Consider the following 20,211-nt stretch of genomic DNA (forward strand, 5'->3'; position numbering starts at 1 on the left):
ATTCGATGGGTTGATATGTACATTTCCACACATCAGGCTCTGCTCGACTTTTGCCAGCGCGCCCGTGAGTTTGACGCGATTGCCGTCGATACCGAGTTTTTGCGCGAGCGCACGTTCCACCCGCGCCTGTGCTTGGTTCAGATTGCCACCCCTGCCGAGAGCGTCGCGGTCGATCCTTTGGTGATCGACGACCTGTCGCCGCTTGCCGAGCTTATGGCCGACGAGAGCGTGACTAAGGTCTTCCACGCCTGCTCGCAGGATATGGAGGTCATGCTCCATACCGTGGGCGTGCTGCCGCGTCCCATTTTTGACACGCAGGTGGCCGCCGCCTTTTTGGGCGAGCGCCAGCAGATTTCCTACGGCGCGCTCGTGCAGACGTTTTGTGGCGTCTCATTGCCCAAGACCGAGTCGCTGACCGACTGGTCGCGCCGCCCGCTGACTGATAAGCAGGTCGAGTACGCGATCGATGACGTCAAGTACCTGATTGTCGCCTATACCGAGATGATGAGTCGCCTGCGCGAGCTGGGCCGGGTGGACTGGGTGCTCGACGAGTTGCGTCCGCTGGCCGACGAGTCGCACTACCGCGCCGACCGCCATGAGGCATTCCGCAAGGTCAAGCGCATCAACTCGTGTAGCCGCCATCAGCTGGGTATCGCGCGCGAGCTTGCCGCTTGGCGCGAGGACCGCGCCGAGCGCCGCAACATCCCGCGCAAGTGGGTCATGTCCGACGATACGCTGCTGGCCCTGGTTAAACGTAATCCCGTTCGTGTTGAGGAGTTCCGCAGCATTCGCGGTACCGACCAGCTGGGGGAGCGCGACGTGGACGGCGCGCTCATGGCCATTAAGCGCGGTGCGAGCTGCCCACACGATCGCCTGCCGCTCATGGTGCGCGGGCACCGTCAGATTTCGCCGGAGTTGGAGAGCGTGACGGACCTGATGTATGCGCTCATTCGCCTGGTTGCCGAGCGCTCGGGCGTGGCGACCTCGGTCATTGCCTCGCGCGATGACCTGGCCGACTATATTGAGCATCCCGAGCAGAGCCCCCTGCGCGAAGGCTGGCGCTTTGAGCTCGTGGGCTCGCGCCTGGACGATCTGCTCTCGGGCAACATGGGACTCACCGTGAAGGACGGAAAGATTGAGTTGTTATAGGGAAGCCTAGTCGGCTGAGTGGGTAGAATGCCTCCAACGTGTAACTCGATTCGGAGGAATTCGCATGCCTTATTACTATGGATATGGCTTTGGCATTGACCCGCTGTACCTGCTGGTTGTTCTTGTCTGCACGGTGCTTGGCCTTGCCGCGCAGAGCTATATCAACTCGACGTACAAGACGTGGTCTAAGGTTCGCTCGGACGGCGATACGGGTGCCACGGTCGCTCGCCGCATGCTCGACGCCAACGGTTGTAGCGCCGTGGGCATCAAGGGCGTTGCCGGCGAGCTCACCGATCATTACAACCCGCAGGACAACAACCTGTATCTGTCGGATGCCAACCGTTCGGGCGGGTCGGTCGCAAGTGTTGCCGTCGCCTGCCACGAGGCGGGCCATGCCGCCCAGCGCCAAAGCGGTTACGCCATGATGAAGGTACGTACCGCTTTGGTCCCCGTCGTCAACTTTACCCAGAACACCTGGACGATCGTGCTGCTCATGGGCCTGTTCATGAACATCGCGGGGCTCACGACCCTCGCGCTGGTCTTCTTCTCGTTTAGCGTGCTGTTCCAGCTGGTTACGCTGCCGGTCGAGATCGATGCCAGTCGCCGCGCCGTGGCGTATATCGAACAGTCGGGCATGAGTTCCAAGCAGGTCAACGGCGCCAAGAAGGTGCTGACGGCAGCCGCGCTTACCTATGTGGCCGCAGCGCTCACTTCGATCATTCAACTGCTCTACCTGATGGCTCGCTACAACAGAAATTCCAACCGATAACAAATAGGATGATGGCTCGCTACAACAGAAATTCCAACCGATAACAAATAGGACAGGCAGGCGCCGCGGGGATTCGTGTCCTCGCGGCGCTGTACTATGTGTTGGACTTAAATTTGCACGGGGCCGGAGCCCTTGTGCACGATGACGAAAGGGGGCTGCGTGGCAGGCTGGAACCTAACCGGCAATGCCGTTTCCGCCGAGTTCGACGGTTCGGACGATCAGGAGCGCAAAGAGCTTAGCGTGAGCCAAGCGGTGGAGATCGCCGCCGGCGCGCTCGATGCCATTCCGCAGCTGAGCGTTTTGGGCGAGGTCACGGGTTTTCGTGGTCCCAATGCCCGAAGCGGCCACTGCTACTTCCAAATCAAGGACGACTCGGCGGCCGTCGACTGCATCATCTGGAAGGGCGCCTACCTTAAGCGCACCTTCGATCTGCGCGACGGCATGCAGGTGAGCTTTAAGGGCAGCTTCAACCTCTACAAGCCCACGGGTCGTATGAGCTTTGTCGCTCGCTCATTCTCGCTGGCGGGGGAGGGTCTGCTGCGTCAACAAGTGGCGCAACTGGCCGAAAAGCTGCGTCGCGAGGGCCTGATGGACGAGGCGCGCAAACGTCACATTCCGGTGTTTTGCTCGCGTGTGGCGGTCGTCACCTCGCTTTCGGGCGCCGTAATCGACGACGTCAAGCGTACGCTGCGCCGTCGCAACCCGCTCGTCGAGCTTGTCTGCGTGGGCGCAAAGGTCCAGGGCGAGGGTGCACCGGCAGAGCTTATTGAAGGCTTGCGCCGCGCCGCTGCCATTACACCGGCGCCCGATTGCATTTTGCTCGTGCGTGGCGGCGGTTCCTTTGAGGACCTCATGACCTTTAACGACGAGGAGCTTGCCCGCGCGGTGGCAGCCTGTCCCGTGCCTGTGGTGACGGGCATTGGGCATGAGCCCGATACCTCGATCTGCGACATGGTGAGCGACCGTCGCGCCTCCACGCCAACGGCAGCGGCAGAATCGGTGGCGCCGGCTATGACGGAGCTGGCCGATGTGCTCGAGACACGTCATCAGCGTCTGAGTGCTGCGATGGCATCGATGATCGGGTCAGATCAGGTCGATCTGGAAATGCTCGACCAGCGCGGTCGTCGTGCCTGGGACACCTATACGGCTCGTCTGGGCGACGCGCTCGATGCGGCCGCGTGCCGCCCGTGCCTCAACGATCCAACGTTTATGGTCGAGCGTCGCGAGTCCGAGCTTGCCCTGACGGCCGATCGTCTGTCCGGCGCCATAACGCGTTCGGTTGGGGCCTTCCGCTCCAACTTCGAGCGTCTGCCCGAGCGCTTGATCGCAAGCACCTCGGGGCTCGATGGCAAGCGCCATGCGCTCACGCTCGCGAGCTCCCGTCTGGAGCATCAGGGGCGCACGATGCTCAGCAAGCCCGCGTCCGATCTGGGCCGAGCTGCCGCGTCGCTCGATGCCCTGTCGCCGCTTAAGGTACTTGCCCGCGGTTACTCCATCGCGTACAGCGATGATGGCGTGGCTACGAACGCCAAGACCTTTAAGCCCGGCGACGCCATTCGCGTGCGCATGGCGGACGGTAACGTGTCGGCAACCGTCAACGCGGTCGAGTAGGCCGCGTTTCATAGCGATAAACCTTTAGGAAAGGAAACAGATATGGCAGAGAAGACCCCGGTCGAGCAGCTTACGTACAAGCAGGCCTCGCAGGAGCTGGAGCTCATCATCCGCAGCCTGGAGTCGGGCGACATGGAGCTCGAGGAGTCGCTCGAGAGCTACACCCGCGGCGTCGAGCTCCTCAAGAGCCTACGCACCCGCCTGTCCGATGCCGAGCAGAAGGTCTCGGTGCTCCTTAAGGACGTCGACGGCAACGACGTGCTCGCCGACGGCGAGGCCGCCAACACCGACGACAACCTTTCATTCTAACCATCTCGCAGCCTACTTTGGGGTAGTCTTTTGGGACGGGGCTTTTTTGACTACCCTTGCGCGACGGCTTGCCAAGTGTTTGCGCTTGCGAAAAAGTAGTCAAAAAAGCCCCGTCCCAAAAAGACTACCTTGGTCTGTGAGAAAGGAACCAACCATGTGTGATTGCATCTTCTGCAAAATTGCCAACCACGAGATCCCCTCGACCGTTGTCTATGAGGACGATCAGGTCATCGCCTTCGACGACCTCAACCCCCAGGCACCGGTCCACACGCTCGTGATTCCCAAGAAGCACTACAGCGACATCGCCGACAACGTGCCTGCCGAGACCATGGGCGCCATGGCTCACGCCATCCAGGAGGTCGCCAAGGCCAAGGGTCTGGAGGACGGCTTCCGCGTCATCTCCAACAAGGGCGTCAACGCCGGCCAGACCGTCATGCACTTCCACATGCATGTCCTCGGCGGCAAGAACCTGGGCGAGAACCTCATCTGAGGACGCACAGCCCGTCGCCTTGGCTGCCTTTGGAGTAACCTATGCAGCTTTCTCAACTCGAATACCTTCAAGCGGTAGCGAACTACGGCGGCGTGCGCAAAGCGGCTCGCGCCGTTCACGTGAGCCCACAGGCCGTTTCGTCGGCAATCAAAAAGTTGGAATCTGAGTATCAGATTGTTTTGCTCGACCGATCGGCGGGGGAGGCTGTTTTGTCTCCGGCGGGCAGAGAATTTGCGCGTCGTGCACGCGTGATCCTGGCACAAGTCGACGATCTCAAAAAGTACGCTCAATCGGGGAACGGCGGCGTTTCGCCCGACGGCCACTTCCGTCTTTACGCCCCCTGTCTTCACGGGCGGGGGCGTCTTTTTTCCGAAAACTGGTACGACTCGTTTGAAAGCTCGCACCCCCAGATTCACCTTGATGTTTGGCATCAGCCAACGGCCACATGCTTTGAATCACTTGTGCTTGGCATTTCGGATGCGGCCATCTCATTTGAGGAACCAAGGGATAGTGTCCTTTCTTCGAAATACTTGGGTGAAAAGGAGCTCAAGGTTCTTTCGTGCCCAGCGGGTCATCGATCTGTGGGTGCTATGACCGTTCGTGAGTTACTGGGCGGCAGGTTAGCTGTTCCCATTAATTTGTCGCCCTGTCTCAATGCAATCAATCAATCAATGTCCCGAAGCTCAGCTGGTTAATTTCCGTTTCCGCGACGTCGAATACGGAAACAGGGCGCAGACTGAGTTTCTTCAAGCCGGGGGATTGATATTGGGTTTTTCTGGCTCTTCTCTCGCATCGGATGGATCGGAAGTGAGCGAGTGCTCCATTGAAGCCTCACATGACGTAGCCTTGCCCATCTACTTTTGCTATCGACAAAATGCCTGGACCGATCGACACCAGACGGTATTTCTTCACCTATTGCGTTATCTCGCTTCGTGAGGTCATTTGGCCTCGTGGCGTCAAGTGAATGTTGACGCCTTGTAACACATGGCTGACGGCTCTGCCCTCATGCTTTTCCAAGATTTCGGTTTGGGTTATTGGCTCTTGGAGGGCGGAGCATGAACAATCGTACGATTTTGCTTTATATGACGTTCGTTTTTCTGTCGAACTTCAGCACCATTTTGTATTTTCTGACGGTTTACCTTGAATTCGTCGGATTCTCGATGGTGGCGATTTCTAGCATGATGATTGCATATCAAGTGAGCAAGTTCATCCTTGAAGTTCCCACTGGCTATATTGCCGATAGGTTTGGACGAAAGACAAGTGGTCTCGTTGGCGTCGTGGGGATGCTTGGATACTATGTCGCCCTGCTTCTCGTCCGTTCTCCTCTGCTTTTAATCGGCGCGTTTGCTCTCAAAGGTTTTGCCGTTGCATGTATGAGCGGATCCATAGAAGCGATTTACATTGACAGCGTCTCTCAGGACCAGCTCGTAAGACTTAATGTCGTTGAGCGATTCATCTTCTATGCGTCTTATGCCCTCTCCGCTTGTGTGGGCGGTTTCATTTCGTCCGCTGGCGCGTATCTCATTGGGCTTTCGGTCGATATCATCGCAATGGTGCTGACATTGGTTGTCGTTGTCTGTATTCCTGAGGTGAGAAGAGAGGGCACCGCGGTGACACCTGAGCATGGAATTAGCCCGAAGATGATCGGTGCTGCTATTGCGGGTAATGGCATTCTTCGGTCAGCGTTCATCATGGACTGTTCTCAAGCATTTGCTTTTGTCGCCCTGGAAGACTTTTTCTCACTGTTGCTTGCGGGTCGCGGAATGAATGCCGTCGCTTCGGGTGTGATCATTGCGGTCCAGCTCCTTGCCTCGGCCTCCATGGGGCTTATTGTGCCCAGTGTGATTGCTCATGTCGACAAGGGCCGTTTTGCGCGTATTTGCGGCATCGTGCGCCTTTCCCTGACTGCTCTATTTTTGATTCCCTTTACTCCGGTCTATTTGCTGCCCGTGTTCTATGTGTTGCAGACGGTCGCCTACTCGTTATTTGCTCCAATTAAATACTCAATTTTTCAAAATGCTGTCGATTCATCGATGCGCTGTTCACTGATTTCGGTTCAAAGCCAGATGGTGGCGGTGGGTGCTGTTCTTTTCTATCTGCTCAACTCTGTGCTGAGCAGCATCGCGGGCATTCGAGTCATATTGCTTGTAGCGCTCGGGATATCTTCTTTGGTGTATATCCCCGCGCTCTTTCGTCTTACAAGTCAAAGGCCATGAGTATTTGGGCACCGATAACTTATATATCAACGCAATAAACCCGAGCGTGAGGGCGTTTGGGTTTATTATTGAAGCGTATGTAACCTGGCGGCGCCACACCGCCTGTTAGTAGGGAGACACATGAACGTTCTGGTCGTCAACGCAGGATCTTCGACCCTTAAGTATCAGGTCATCGATACCAAGTCCCACAAGGTGTCCGCAAAGGGCTCCTGCGAGCGCGTCTGCTTTACCGGCGGTACCTTCACCCACGCTGCAAACGGTTCCAAGAAGGTGACCGAGAACATCGAGTTCCCCGATCACAAGGTCGCCATCGAGGTCGTTCTGAAGGACCTCGAGGCCAACGGCGTCAAGATCGAGGGCATCGGCCACCGTATCGTTCAGGGCGGTTGGTACTTCGGCGATTCCTCCCTCGTCGACGAGGACGTCCTCGCCAAGATCCGCGAGGTCGCTCCGCTCGCCCCGCTGCACAACAACCCCGAGGCCAACGTTATCGAGTACTGCCTGGAGCAGTATCCCGACCTGCCCAACGTCACGGTCTACGACACTGCTTTCCACTTCAATATGCCCGAGGTCGCCAAGACCTACGCCCTGCCCAAAGACGTCTGCGACAAGCTGCACATCCGTAAGTACGGCGCCCACGGCACCAGCTACCGCTACATCTCCAAGAAGGTTGCCGAGATGACCAACGGCGAGGCTCGCAAGGTCGTCGTGTGCCACATCGGTTCCGGTGCTTCCCTGTGCGCCATCGAGGACGGCAAGTGCATGGACACCACCATGGGCTTGACCCCGCTCGACGGTGTCATGATGGGCACCCGCTGCGGCTCCATCGACCCTGCTACCGTGTGCTACCTGCAGCGCGAAGGCGGCTACACCTTCGACGAGGTCGACGAGATGATGAACAAGAAGTCCGGCCTTTTGGCTGTGACCGGCGGCAAGACCAACGACTGCCGCAACGTTGAGGAGCTCGCCGCTGCCGGCGACCCCGAGGCCCAGCTCGCCTTCGACATGTTCGTCTACAAGATTGCCGCCAAGGCCGCCGAGATGGCCACTTCCATGTGCGGCATGGACACCCTGGTCTTTACCGCCGGCATCGGCGAGCACGCTCCGGCCGTTCGCGCTGGCGTGGCCGACCGTCTGGCCTTTATGGGCGTCAAGATGGACCATGCCCGCAACGCCCTGCGCGGCGACGGCGCTTGGTGCCTGTCCGCCAAGGATTCCAAGGTCAAGATCTTCGTCATCCCCACGGATGAGGAGTTCATGATCGCCTCCGACGTCGAGCGCATCGTCAGCGGCAAGTAATTGATGCAAGGGGAGGGGACTGGATGGCCTTGTGCCGTTCAGCCCCCTTTTATGCTCTTTGGGCGAAGAGCTTAATAGATATTTATTGAATTCTGATAACTTCTTATTAAAGGTACGGCCGTCTTATAGGTTTGCCGACCGTACTGTAATCACGAAGGAGTCTCATGAACGTACTTGTTGTCAACGCCGGCAGCTCAAGCCTTAAATATCAGCTTCTGGATACCGATACCCGCGAGGTTTTCGCCAAGGGCAACTGCGAGCGTATCGGCTCGGACATGGGTATCTTTGGCCACTCCGAGAACGGTGGCGCCAAGCAGACCGAGGAGGTTCCCTTCCCCGATCATCGCTCTGCTATCGCTCGCGTGCTCGAGGAGCTCGAGAAGACCGACTTTACGATCGATGGCATTGGGCATCGTATCGTTCAGGGCGGCTGGCACTTCGATGATTCCGCAGTTGTTGACGACGAGGTCATGGCTAAGATCCTTGAGGTGGCCCCGCTCGCCCCGCTGCACAATTACGGCGAGGCCGCAGCAATCGAGTATTGCCGCGAGAAGTATCCGGAGCTGCCCAACGTCGCCGTCTTCGATACCTCGTTCCACATGACCATGCCCGAGGTCGCCTACACCTACGCGCTGCCCAAGGACGTGTGCGACAAGTACCACGTGCGAAAGTACGGTGCCCACGGTACGAGCCACCGCTACGAGTGGATGATGGCAAAGGAGATTCTGGGCTCGTGCTGCCACCGTCTGCTTTCGTGCCATCTGGGCAACGGCGCTTCGCTCGCCGCCATTGAGGACGGCGTTTGCCGCGACACCACGATGGGGCTCACGCCGCTCGACGGCCTGATGATGGGCACCCGTTGTGGTTCCATTGACCCTGCCACCGTGTGCTACCTCCAGCGCGAGGGCGGCTACAGCTACCAGGAAGTCGACGACATGATGAACAAGCAGTCTGGTCTGCTTGCCATCTCGGGCATCTCCAACGACGCCCGCGACATCCGTACACGCGCCTCCGAGGGCGACGAGCGCTGCCTGCTCGCCTTCGATATGTTCGCCTACAAGGCTATGCAGCAGGCCGGTTCCATGATTGCCTCTATGGCGGGCGTGGATACCATCACCTTTACCGCCGGCATCGGCGAGAACGACTGGTCGATCCGCAAGGCCTTCTGCGACTGCTTCGAGTGGCTGGGCGTGCGCATCGACAACAACAGGAACCGCGAGGCCGTGGGTAACGGCCCGCAGGTCATCAGCGCCGCCGGCTCTTCCGTCACGGTCATGGTCATCCCCACCGACGAGGAATACATGATCGCCCACGACGTCGAGCGTCTGACCAAGAACAGCTAACGCATTCGTCTGTAATTGAAAAAAGGCCTCCAGAGCAACAGCTCCGGAGGCCTTTTTGCTAGCAAGCGGAAATCCGAGTCCCAAAGTGATTGCCACCAGCAACGCCTGCGCTCCCAGCAACGACACCCATCCGTTCAGATTTTCAGCCCCAATTCGTAGCCAAGCCGCCGTCCACTCCAGATTCCCTGAGCACCACGTAGCGGCAGGGACCCTACAGGGTAAAGCTCTGAAAACAATCCGCAAGGCGCGAGAAGCCCCGCCGCACGTAGTGCGCAGCGGGGCTTCTCGCATGCCTGAGGACGTTTTCAGAGCTTTACCCTGTAGGGTCCCGAGCGGATCAGTACGCTACTCAGCCATCTGAGCCTGGACGGCGGTGATGGCCACGACACCCACGATGTCGTCGGCAGAGCAGCCGCGCGAAAGGTCGTTAACCGGCTTGGCGATGCCCTGCAGGATGGGGCCGTAGGCGTCGGCGCCGGCGAAGCGCTGGACCAGCTTGTAGCCGATGTTGCCGGCCTCGAGGTCGGGGAATACGAGCACGTTGGCCTTGCCGGCGACAGAGGAGCCGGGAGCCTTGAGCTGGGCGACGGTGGGGACGATGGCAGCATCGAGCTGCAGGTCACCGTCGATGGCGAGCTCGGGAGCCTTCTCCTTGCAGAACTTCACGGCCTCCTGGACCTTCTTGGCGACCTCGCCACCGGCGGAACCCATGGTGGAGTAGGAGAGCATGGCCACGTGCGGCTCAACGTTGCCCATGAAGGTGGACCAGGAGTGAGCGGAGGCGATGGCGATCTCGGAGAGTTCGTCGGAGGACGGGTTGATATTGAGACCACAGTCGGCGAAGATCAGCGTGCCGTCGGTGCCGAACTGCGGGGTGTCGGTGCACATCACGAAGAAGGCCGAGACCAGCTTGGTGCCCGGGGCGGTTTTGAGGATCTGCAGCGCGGGGCGCAGGGTGTCGGCGGTGGAGTGGCAGGCGCCGGAGACCAGGCCGTCGGCATCGCCCATCTTGACCATCATGGTGCCAAAGTAGGTGGCGTCCATCACCTGGGCGCGAGCCTGCTCGATGGTAACGCCCTTCTTGGCGCGGAGCTCGGCAAACTTCTGTGCGTACTCCTCGTGCTTCTCGGCATTGCGTGGGTCGATAACGGTAGCGCCGGGAACGTTGATCTCGTCGGGGTTGCCCAGGATGACGATCTTTGCCAGGCCCTCCTCGATGATTTTGGTGGCCGCGACGATAGTGCGCGGATCCTCGCCCTCGGGCAGGACGATCGTCTTAAGGTCGGCCTTGGCGGCAGACTTCATACGGTTTAGGAAATCACTCATGTTACTCCTTACAAGCGTTTCGCTAAGCTCCAGGCGCCCGGCTGTTCACGAATAAACCCGCTGCTAGCGGGTCTACCTTTCAATTATGTTCGCCGCTGTGCTTGAGCTTTCCTTGTGTGGCAAGCTCATTATAGGACGCATTAGCGCTATAATCGCTCTGATAAATATGTCTCGAAGAATGTTCGAGAAAAGCCCAGCTAACGAGCCCGTGGCTTTTGACAAGGAGTATCGATGCAGATTACCTCAGGCCTGCCTGAAGGCTTTAACGCCGGCGCGTACGACATGATTGTCGTCGGTGCCGGATATGCCGGTGCCGTTTGTGCCCGCCGTCTTGCCGAGACCATCGGCTATCGTGTTGCCGTTTTGGAGCGCCGTAGCCACATTGCGGGCAATGCCTATGACTGCACTGACGAGGCCGGAATCCTGATCCACGAGTACGGTCCGCATATCTATCACACTTTTAACGAGCGCGTGCACAATTTCCTGTCGCGCTTTACCAAGTGGACGGATTATCAGCACAAGGTGCTCGCCAACATCAACGGTACCCTTATGCCCGTGCCCTTCAACCATGCGAGTCTCAAGCTCGCCTTTGGTGACGAGCGCGGCGAGGAGCTGTATCAGAAGCTCGTGGAGACCTTTGGCAAGGATGTCAAGGTGCCCATTATGGAGCTTCGTAAGAAGAACGACCCCGACTTGGCCGAGGTCGCCGATTATGTCTACGAGAACGTCTTTTTGCATTACACCATGAAGCAGTGGGGCCAGACGCCCGATCAGATCGACCCCTCGATCACCGGCCGCGTTCCCGTCTTTGTGGGTGATGATGACCGCTACTTCCCGCAAGCTCCCTTCCAGGGCATGCCGCAGGAGGGCTACACGGCGCTCTTTGAGCACATGCTCGACCACGACCTAATCGACGTGTTCTGCGACGTGGACGCCCGCGATCTCTTTGAGATCGACGAGACTACCGTCAAGATCGACGGCAAGGTCTATGGCGGCGAGATCGTCTACACCGGTCCACTCGACGAGCTGTTCAACCTCGACCTGGGCGCGCTGCCGTACCGCACGCTCGATATGAAGTTCGAGACGCTCGATATGGACCAGTTCCAGCCCGTGGGCACCGTCAACTACACCACGAGCGAGGACTACACGCGCATTACCGAGTTCAAGAACATGACCGGTCAGATCCTGCCCGGCAAGACCACCATCATGAAGGAGTATTCCAAGGCCTATACGCCCGGCTCGGGCGAGACGCCGTACTACGCCATTCTTGAGCCCGAGAACCGTGAGCTCTATGAGCGCTATCTTGAGCGCGTCCAGAACCTGACGAACTTCCACCCGGTGGGTCGTCTGGCCGAGTATCGTTACTACGATATGGACGCTGTGACCAATTCCGCCCTCGATCTTTCGGATGAGATTATCGCCTGCCATGCATAAAGTCATAACATTCGGTATTCCCTCGTATAACGCCGCCAAGGACATGGACCATTGCATCACCTCCATCTTGGAGGGGAGCAATTACGCCACCGATATCGAGATTATCGTAGTGGACGACGGCTCCAAGGACGAGACGGCCGATAAGGCCGACGAGTGGGAGGCACGTTATCCCGGTATCATTCGCGCGGTGCACCAGGAGAACGGCGGCCACGGTATTGCCGTCCTTTCGGGTCTGCGCGAGGCACAGGGCACCTACTACAAGGTCGTCGACTCGGATGACTGGCTCGATGCTGCGGCTCTTTCGACTATGCTGTCGATTCTGCGTGGCTTTGAAGAGCGTGACCAGCGCGTTGACCTGTTTATCTCGAACTACGTGTACGAGAAGGTTTACGAGGGCACGCATACCGCTATTGGCTACAAATTTGCCCTGCCGCGCAAAAAGATCTTTTCCTGGGATCAGATCGGTCATTTCCGCCTGGACCAGAACCTACTCATGCACAGCCTGTGCTATCGCACGGATGTGCTGCGCGAGTCCAACCTTCCCATGCCGCCGCACACGTTCTATGTGGACAACATCTACGCCTACGTGCCGCTGCCGCGTTGCAAGACCATGTACTACGCCGACATCGACCTCTATCGCTACTTTATCGGTCGCGAGGGCCAGAGTGTCAACGAGGCCACGATGGTCAAGCGTCTGGACCAGCAGTTCCGTGTGACGCGCATCATGATGGAGTCGTACCACCTGTACAGCGATGTTGAGTCGTCGCGTCTGCGCTCGTACATGATGGGCTATTTCACCATGATGATGGCGATCTGCTCGGTGCTCACCAAGCTTTCCAAGGAAGATTGCGCCGACGAGCGCCTAAAGACGCTGTGGAATGATTTGAAGGCCTACGACGAGCGCATGTATCGTCGTGCCCGCTACGGCGTGGTCGGGTTCTTCACCAATCTGCGCGGACGGGCCGGAGACAAAACCACACTCGGCCTATACCGTCTTGCCTCAAAGATCTTCAAATTCAACTAGCTGCCGAGTAATCGCTGCTGATAGGTTGACTGGGCCCCTTGGCCTTTAGTTTGCTACTGCGAACAGTCCTGCTCGCACGGAAAGCACATTAAGTGCTTTCCGGCTCGTGCGGAACTTGTATCAAACTAAAGGCCAAGGGGCCTCTGCTATAAGAATCGATTGTCAGGTTATTTGAATTTGAAGATCTTCGACGCGCGGTACACAGGGGCCTGGGCTGAAAAAATATTAGTTGGTAGTCGGTCGAGTGAGATTACTTCGCAGCACCTGGGATTCCGTGGGAGGTTTTGGCGGTTTTGGCTCCGTTTACGATGGCGGTTTCCAGGGCCCTTACGGCGAGCATGCCCAGCAGGTCTAGGGGAACGGCGGCGCTTGCCTGGGCGCCCAGTTTGCCGCTGGCGAGGGTGTAGATGGTGTCGCCGTCGTTGGTGGTGTGTGTGGGGCGGATGGCGTGTGCGTAGGCGTCTGCGGCCATCTGGGAGACCTTGGTGGCTTGTGCCTTAGTGAGTTCCACGTTGGTGACGATGCAGCTGATGGTGGTGTTGGTGCGGTCGAGCGGCATCTGCATGGATCCGGCGGCGGCAAAGGCTGCGAGTTCCATGTCGACGATCTGGTCGCTATCGGCTGCGGCGCGCATGCCGGCGACCCACTCGCCGGTGAAGGGGTCGACAACGTTGCCGCAGGCGTTGACCGAGACCACGGCGCCCACCTTGATGGGGCCGAGTGCCACGGCGGCAGCTCCAAGGCCGGCCTTCATGCAGGTGGCAGGCCCCATGAGCTTACCCACGGTAGCGCCCGTGCCGGCGCCCACGTTGCCCTGTTCGAGCTTGGTGGGGGTGTTGTCGAGTGCTTCGCGCACGGCGGCGATGCCGGCCTCAATGTCGGGGCGAACGATGGGGTTACCAAAGGCGAGGTCGAAGATACAGCTGGAGCACACGATGGGCACCTGCGTGGGGCCGACGGGAAGGCCGATGCCGCGGCTCTCAAGCTCGCGAGCGACGCCGCTTGCAGCCTCGAGGCCAAAGGCCGATCCACCCGAAAGGCAGACGGCGTGGACCTTGTCGACGGTGTTCTCGGGTCGCAGCAGGTCGGTTTCGCGCGATGCTGGAGCACCGCCGCGAACGTCAACGCCGCCGGTGGCGCCCTCGGGTGCCACGATTACGGTGCAACCGGTGCCGGCCTCCTCGTCCGTATAGTTGCCATAGCAAAAGCCATCGACATCGCAGACGTCAATGGCCTCGAGCAGTGTATCCATGTTTAACTCCTATCGGTTTTCCGCCGCGCCTTGTGCCCGGTCGGGATCCGTACGGTACGCCAAAATTGTAGGCGCTGGGGAATACCCAGCGCCAGATGCAATTACGAGAGTTTTTGAATCGCGCGCGCGACGCGGGCGATGGGTAGGCCCACCACGTTATAGAAGTCGCCCGAAATATCGTGCACGAGCATGCGTCCGCCTGTGCCCTGAATGCCGTAGGCGCCGGCCTTGTCCATGGGCTCACCCGAGGCGACGTAGCGCTCGATCTGCTCGTCGGTGAGCTCGTAGAACGTCACGTCGGTCACATCGACAAAGGACAGGCTCTCGGCGGCATGCGGGGCGGCCGTATTGCCTGCCTTAACGATGCAGACGCCGGTTGCGACCTGGTGCGTGCGGCCCGAAAGCTCACGGAGCATGGTGCGCGCCTCGTCCTCGGTTGCCGGCTTGCCCAGAATCTTGCCGTCAAAGGTGACGATGGTGTCGGCCGCGACCGTTAGCTCATTGGGCTCGGCATGCTCGGCGGCAACGGCGGCGGCTTTTGCGCGTGCTAAGCGTTCAACGAGCGTAAGCGGGGCCTCGCCATCAAACGGCGTTTCGTCGATATCGGCAGGAATGATGCGAATGTCATAGTCCGCCTCGCGCATCAACTCGATGCGGCGCGGTGATTGCGAAGCCAAAATCATAGCTGAATGCCCTCGGCGACTTTCTCGACGGCCTTGTCGCCGGCGAGCGTGCGCAGCAGCTCAAGCGCAAAGGGGAGCGACTGGGCCATGCCGCTAGCGGTGATGATGTTGCCGTCTTGCGTAACCTTCTCGCCGGTATAGGCGCCTTCGGGGAAGCTTTTCTCAAAGCCAGGGAAGCACGTGGCATGGCGCCCCTCGAGCAGGTCGAGCTCGCCCAGGATAAACGGGGCGGCGCAGATGGCGGCGACGTGCTTGGTCGCGGCGAACTCGCAGACTACGTCGCAGACGCGCTGATCTGCGCGCAGGTTGGTGGCACCGGGCAGGCCGCCGGGCAGCACGACGCAGTCGTACTCGTCAAAGTTGATCTCATCAAAGAGTGCATCGCAGGTCACGGGGATCTGCAGCGAGCTTACGACCTCACGCGTGGGCATAATCGAGACGAGCGTGGCACGCACGCCGCCGCGACGCATAACATCGACCATGGTCAAGCATTCAATAGTTTCAAAGCCATCGGCGGCGAGAACGGCAACGCTGGGCATGAGGGTTCCTTTCATAGGCGGCATACAATTAGCCGTCTTATACCCCGAAGACCTCCGCTTGCCACGCTCGATTTCCCAATGATTTTCTGAGCAATGATTAAGCGGCTAGTTGCGCTTGAGGTGGACGACCGTTTCGCAGTGGAAGGTTTGCGGGAATAGGTCGACCGGTGTGATCTTGATGGGAGAGAAAGTGCCTTCCTCGACAAAGCGTTTAAGATCGCGCGCCAGGGTGGCCGGGTCGCAGCTCACATAGGCGACATCGCGAGCGCTTGTGCTGGCGATGAGGTCGATGGCCTCAGGCGCTAGGCCTGCACGCGGCGGGTCGACTACTAGGACATCGGCGTCCTGGTCGGGGAACTCGCGCACCGCGTCTCCGCCAATGACGTCGACGTTATCAAGCTTGTTGATTTCCAGGTTACGGCGTAGATCGCGCACGGCGGGGCCGTAGGCCTCGACGGCAGCGACAAAGTCGCAGCGGCGGGCGAGCGGCAGGGTAAAGGTGCCGGCACCGCAGTACAGGTCCACGGCAAGCTCGTCTTCCTGCGGATCGAGCGCCTCCATGACAAGCTCGATCAAAATCTCGGCACCCTTGGTGTTGACCTGGAAAAAAGACGGGGCAGACAAGCGCATCTGACCCTCGGCGATATTCTCGGTCCATGAGCCCTCTCCGGCGAGCATTTCGACCTTGGAGACACGGCGGGCCTTCTTTTCGCCCTTGCTCATCACGCGCACGATGCTCGTGGGGTGTGCGGCGTCTGCCAGCACGCGGGAGACCTGCGAGCGCGGGAAGGAGCCCGTAGGCGTCCAGAGAGCGACCTCGAGCGCCTTGGTGCGGCGCGAGGCGCGAATGCCCACGCGCTCGAGGCCCAGGTCGTGGCTGCCGCTCAGATAGTTGAGCGCGCCGACGACCGATTTGAGCGCCTTCGGGAAGCGCTTATCGAACAGCGGGCACGTATCGACGGTCACGATTTTGCTGGGGTCGACACCGTGCATGCCAAGGCGCACGCGACCGTTGACGACGGTCGGTTCGAGCTCGATTTTATTGCGGTAGCCCCAGTCGTCCTTGGTGTGGCAGATGGGCTGTACCAACTCATCGACCTGCTCAGGAGCGAACTTGCCGATGCGCTCGAGCGTGGAGCGCAGGTTTTGCTCCTTGGCGGCGAGCTGTGCCGTGCGTGAGAGATTGCCCCACGAGCAGCCGCCGCAGATGCCCACGAAGGGGCAGGGAGGCTGAATGCGATCGGGGCTTGGCTCCAGAATCTCGGTGGTGCGGGCGCGCATGAACGACTTGCCGTCCTGTACGACCTCGGCCTCGACGATGTCGCCTGCCACGGCACCCTGCACAAAGACGGCCTTGCCGTTGTCGGCGTGCGCCAGCCCGTCGGCGCCGTAGGTCATCGATTCTATAGTGAGCTTCATATTCCTGCCTGTCATTCGCGTTGTTGTTCGCACCATGGTAGCAGGGAAAAGCGCCCCGCATCCGAGGCTTTCCTCAAATGCGGGGCGCTTCTACAAACTGCTTCTACAAACGACTATTTCGTCTTGCCGGTAATGAGCGTCTTAAGACCCAGGCCGATCAGGCCCAGACCCATGCGCACGCGGCCGGGGCGATGGCGCTCGATGGCCTTGGTCTTGCCAGCGGGCTTATCGCGACGGGCACTCGTCTCGGGTGCGGGCTTGGTGACCTGAGGCTCGGGCCGAGGTACAGGTGCAGGCTCGGGCTCAATGACGGTCGCCTGGACCTTCTGAACCTCGGGTGCGGCCGGCTGCGGCTCAGGAGCAGGGGCGGGCTTTGCCTCGGCGGCGGGCCCCGGAGTCGCGGTAGCGGGCGCGGGCGCTTTCTCCACGGCGGGCTCTGCGGCAGCCTCGGGCTCATTCACCGGGGGAGCGGCAACCGCTTTCGGTTTGGCAGCTGCCCCATGTTCAACCTCGGCCTGAATAGCCTCCTCGGCTACGCGTTCCTTCTCCTGTGCGCGCTGTTGCGCGGCGGCCTCGGCGTTGCGATAGGCGCGCTCCAGCAGAGCCTCCTGCGAGTTGAAGGGTTTCTCACCCTCTGCACGCTCCACGGGGACCCAGGTGCCGTCGCTCGTGAGGCTGCGGGCCTTCACGTTGTCCCGCAGCTGCATGCCCATGTACTCGTGTACCAGGGCGCGGCAGGTGGGGTCGAGCACAGGGAAGGCGATCTCCACGCGGTGCTCGGTGTTACGTGTCATCATGTCTGCCGAGCTCAGGTAAATCATGTCCGAGTCCACGCCAAAAGCGTAAACACGGGCGTGCTCCAAAAAGCGTCCGACGATGGAGCGGACATGTACGTTCTCGGTCTTGCCCGGAACACCGGGCTTGAGGCACGAGATGCCGCGGATGATCATGTCTACGCGCACGCCGGCACACGATGCCTCGGCGATCTTGTCGATAACCTCGCGGTCGGTCAGCGAGTTGAGCTTAAAGAACACGCGGGCGGGCTCGCCGGCAAGGGCGCGCTGGATCTCGCGGTCAAGCCCGCGCATGATGAGCGGTTTCAGTCCGACGGGCGCCACACCCAGGAAGCGGTAGTCGCCGCGCAGGTTGCCCAGCGACAGATTGCGGAAGAACAGGTTGGCGTCCTCGCCGATGCCGGGATGGGCTGTCATGAGCATAAAGTCGCTGTAGAGTTTGGCCGTCTTCTCGTTAAAGTTGCCGGTGCCCAAAAGCGTGAGGCGCGTTAGCGCCATGCCCTCGCGATAGGTGAGCTGGCAGATCTTTGAGTGGCATTTAAAGCCCTCGGAACCATAGATGACGGTGCAGCCTGCCTCTTCCAGACGCTCGGCCCACTCGATGTTGTTCTGCTCGTCAAAGCGGGCACGAAGTTCCATGAGCACCGTGACCTCTTTGCCGTTCTCGGCAGCATCGATCAGCGACTCGCACAGGCGGCTCTGCTTGGCCACGCGGTAGAGCGTGATGCGCAGCGAGATGCACTCGGGGTCGTAGGCGGCCTCGTGCACCAGATCCAGGAAGGGGTTCATGGCCTCGTAGGGATAAAAGAGCAGCTTGTCGTGCTGCAGCACCTGCTCGCGGATGGAGCGGGTCATGTCGATGGTGGGATTGGGCTGCGGCCTAAACGGCGTAAAGAGCAGCTCGTTGCGCAGGTGCTCGGGAATCTTGCCCTCAATGCCAAAGACGTAGCCCAGGTCGAGCGGGATATCGCAGGTAAAGACAGAGCGGCGCGAAAGCTCGAGCGCCTTGCGGATAGTCTTGAGCGTCGCCTTCTCGAGCGACCCCGAGACCGCGAGCACTACCGGCTGCAGGCGCAGGCGCTTCTTGAGAATGCGCTTCATGTGCTGGCGGTAGTCCTCTTCCTCTTCGACGCCCTCCCCGTCCGGATCGATGTCGGCGTTGCGGGTGACGCGGATCAGCGCACGATCCAGCGGTTTATAGGAGCCAAAGCAGCTGTCCAGGCAGGCGAGGATGACGTCCTCGAGCAAGATGTAGGAGTAGGTGCCGGTGGGCGAGGGGATCTCGACCACGCGGTTCATCGAGGCGGGAATCTCGATAAGGCCCAGCAGGCTCTCCTCGTCGGTGGCGCCGTCCAGACCACAGGCCAGATAGAGCGCGCCATTGCGTAGGTTGGGGAAGGGGTGGCGAGGATCGATGACCAGCGGCGAGATGACCGGCGACACGTAGGCCTGGAAGTAGCGGGTTACAAAGGTGCGCTCCTCGGGCGTAAGCGAATTGATGCGGGCGCGGTGAACGCCCAAGGTGTCGAGCTTGCCCTCGATGCTCTTAAAGATGGACTCCCAACGGGTAAGGAGCCCGGGCATTTCGGCCATGACAGCATCGACCTGTTCGGAGGCGGTCATATTGCTCTTGTTGTCGACAGGCTGCTTTTTGAGCTCGGCAAGGTCGGACAGGCCACCCACGCGCACCATAAGGAACTCATCGAGGTTGGACTCGAAGATCGAGACGAACTTAAGGCGCTCGAACAGCGGCACGGACTCATCAAAAGCCTCGTCGAGCACACGGTTGTCAAAGCGTAGCCAGCTGAGCTCTCGGTTCTGCGTGTACGAGAAGTCGCGCGGCGGTTTGCGCAGCTTTGCGGCGGCTTGCTTTTTTTCGATTTTGCTCGGCATATGCATCTGTCCGTTCAGTCCCCGCAGGGGACGGTAGCCTAACACTATCCACTATTGTCTCAATTTAGTCGACTTGTGGCACGGACGTATTGTGCGAACGGTATCTTAACCTACTCCTTACGCTGTCAAGGCATGCAACTAACTGCTCAACTCGTTTTGAAAACAATCTATATCCATACTCAACTGATGAGGATGTATGAATAAGAATGATTGCTAGCTGAATATAATCGAATCCAAATTGAATCATGGACAGACGACATATATATGCAGAAAACAGTTTTAGCTATGCAATTCCTAAACATGAAATTATTTGTGCAATCTTGCTCAATTCCTTAGAAAAAAGAACGATTACCTTTGAAAACCTGCTTTAGAGAACTGAAGTGCATCATGGGGGAATCATATGCGATATACCGTTCATCGCACTTTGCTGACCGTTCGGGGGCGAGGTGGAATTGCGGGTGGTTTTTGGATATAACTAGAGCTGTCAGCAAGCAGCGTCCCATACGGAGGGGCGCTGATACATTCGGCCAGTAAGGCCCGAAAGAAAGGTAGGAGGCCATGACGAAAGGTCTGCACGTGCCTTCCGAGATCGGCAAGCTCAGGAAGGTCTGCCTGCACCGTCCCGGCGACGAGCTCCTCAACCTGCCGCCCGACGAGCTCG

17 protein-coding genes are annotated in these 20,211 nt (G+C 59.4%); 11 read left to right on the forward strand and 6 right to left on the reverse strand.

Annotation, left to right across the window (positions count from 1 at the left end; genetic code table 11):
• Window positions 1-15: 15 nt before the first annotated feature.
• From rnd to AAA138_RS04465, 9 genes are all read left to right on the forward strand, one after another.
• Complete coding sequence (gene rnd / locus AAA138_RS04425; protein ID WP_117797979.1) at window positions 16-1,149, forward strand: ribonuclease D; 1,134 nt, start codon at window positions 16-18, stop codon at window positions 1,147-1,149.
• Between the two features lie 64 nt (window positions 1,150-1,213).
• The gene (locus AAA138_RS04430; protein ID WP_117735251.1) at window positions 1,214-1,918 is read left to right on the forward strand and encodes a zinc metallopeptidase; all 705 of its coding nucleotides are present in this window, start codon (window positions 1,214-1,216) and stop codon (window positions 1,916-1,918) included.
• Window positions 1,919-2,077: 159 nt separating this feature from the next.
• Window positions 2,078-3,529: an exodeoxyribonuclease VII large subunit gene (xseA, locus tag AAA138_RS04435; RefSeq protein ID WP_349089695.1), complete on the forward strand. Its 1,452-nt coding sequence runs from the start codon at window positions 2,078-2,080 to the stop codon at window positions 3,527-3,529.
• Between the two features lie 42 nt (window positions 3,530-3,571).
• The gene (xseB, locus tag AAA138_RS04440; RefSeq protein WP_006234311.1) at window positions 3,572-3,838 is read left to right on the forward strand and encodes an exodeoxyribonuclease VII small subunit; all 267 of its coding nucleotides are present in this window, start codon (window positions 3,572-3,574) and stop codon (window positions 3,836-3,838) included.
• 154 nt (window positions 3,839-3,992) lie between these two features.
• Window positions 3,993-4,328, forward strand: coding sequence for a histidine triad nucleotide-binding protein (locus AAA138_RS04445; protein ID WP_035137921.1), 336 nt, complete (start codon window positions 3,993-3,995; stop codon window positions 4,326-4,328).
• Between the two features lie 41 nt (window positions 4,329-4,369).
• On the forward strand, window positions 4,370-5,023 hold the full coding sequence (locus tag AAA138_RS04450) for a LysR family transcriptional regulator (protein WP_349089696.1): 654 nt from the start codon (window positions 4,370-4,372) through the stop codon (window positions 5,021-5,023).
• Between the two features lie 360 nt (window positions 5,024-5,383).
• Window positions 5,384-6,544: an MFS transporter gene (locus tag AAA138_RS04455; protein WP_349089697.1), complete on the forward strand. Its 1,161-nt coding sequence runs from the start codon at window positions 5,384-5,386 to the stop codon at window positions 6,542-6,544.
• 120 nt (window positions 6,545-6,664) lie between these two features.
• Window positions 6,665-7,843, forward strand: coding sequence for an acetate kinase (locus tag AAA138_RS04460; protein WP_128620453.1), 1,179 nt, complete (start codon window positions 6,665-6,667; stop codon window positions 7,841-7,843).
• Between the two features lie 164 nt (window positions 7,844-8,007).
• Window positions 8,008-9,186 (forward strand): acetate kinase, encoded by a 1,179-nt coding sequence (locus tag AAA138_RS04465; RefSeq protein WP_349089699.1) that lies wholly within the window; start codon window positions 8,008-8,010, stop codon window positions 9,184-9,186.
• A 345-nt stretch (window positions 9,187-9,531) separates the two neighbouring features.
• Here AAA138_RS04465 and pta read toward each other — a convergent pair whose 3' ends face one another.
• Window positions 9,532-10,512 carry a phosphate acetyltransferase gene (pta, locus tag AAA138_RS04470; RefSeq protein ID WP_006234296.1) on the reverse strand — a complete coding sequence of 327 codons (981 nt, stop codon included), beginning with the start codon at window positions 10,510-10,512 and terminating at the stop codon, window positions 9,532-9,534.
• A 231-nt stretch (window positions 10,513-10,743) separates the two neighbouring features.
• Here pta and glf point away from each other — a divergent pair, with 231 nt between their 5' ends.
• Together glf and AAA138_RS04480 are read left to right on the forward strand one after the other, a co-directional pair.
• The gene (gene glf, locus AAA138_RS04475; protein ID WP_006234295.1) at window positions 10,744-11,946 is read left to right on the forward strand and encodes a UDP-galactopyranose mutase; all 1,203 of its coding nucleotides are present in this window, start codon (window positions 10,744-10,746) and stop codon (window positions 11,944-11,946) included.
• Window positions 11,939-12,970, forward strand: coding sequence for a glycosyltransferase family 2 protein (locus tag AAA138_RS04480; protein WP_349089700.1), 1,032 nt, complete (start codon window positions 11,939-11,941; stop codon window positions 12,968-12,970). Before glf ends, AAA138_RS04480 begins: the two co-directional genes overlap by 8 nt.
• 250 nt (window positions 12,971-13,220) lie before the next feature.
• Here the strand turns inward: AAA138_RS04480 and AAA138_RS04485 are convergent, their stop codons facing one another.
• The 5 genes from AAA138_RS04485 to ppk1 all read right to left on the reverse strand — a co-directional run bounded on the left by AAA138_RS04485 (window position 13,221) and on the right by ppk1 (window position 19,550).
• Window positions 13,221-14,222: a P1 family peptidase gene (locus AAA138_RS04485; protein WP_349089702.1), complete on the reverse strand. Its 1,002-nt coding sequence runs from the start codon at window positions 14,220-14,222 to the stop codon at window positions 13,221-13,223.
• A gap of 101 nt (window positions 14,223-14,323) precedes the next feature.
• Window positions 14,324-14,905: a Maf family protein gene (locus AAA138_RS04490; RefSeq protein ID WP_055287257.1), complete on the reverse strand. Its 582-nt coding sequence runs from the start codon at window positions 14,903-14,905 to the stop codon at window positions 14,324-14,326.
• Complete coding sequence (locus AAA138_RS04495) at window positions 14,902-15,444, reverse strand: DJ-1 family glyoxalase III (RefSeq protein WP_055287259.1); 543 nt, start codon at window positions 15,442-15,444, stop codon at window positions 14,902-14,904. Before AAA138_RS04495 ends, AAA138_RS04490 begins: the two co-directional genes overlap by 4 nt.
• A 105-nt stretch (window positions 15,445-15,549) precedes the next feature.
• Window positions 15,550-16,878 (reverse strand): 23S rRNA (uracil(1939)-C(5))-methyltransferase RlmD, encoded by a 1,329-nt coding sequence (gene rlmD, locus AAA138_RS04500; RefSeq protein ID WP_349089703.1) that lies wholly within the window; start codon window positions 16,876-16,878, stop codon window positions 15,550-15,552.
• A 98-nt stretch (window positions 16,879-16,976) separates the two neighbouring features.
• Window positions 16,977-19,550 carry a polyphosphate kinase 1 gene (gene ppk1, locus AAA138_RS04505; RefSeq protein ID WP_349089704.1) on the reverse strand — a complete coding sequence of 858 codons (2,574 nt, stop codon included), beginning with the start codon at window positions 19,548-19,550 and terminating at the stop codon, window positions 16,977-16,979.
• Between the last annotated feature and the right edge of the window lie 661 nt (window positions 19,551-20,211).

This window comes from Collinsella sp. CLA-JM-H32B (genome assembly GCF_040098065.1).
Lineage (GTDB): Bacteria > Actinomycetota > Coriobacteriia > Coriobacteriales > Coriobacteriaceae > Collinsella.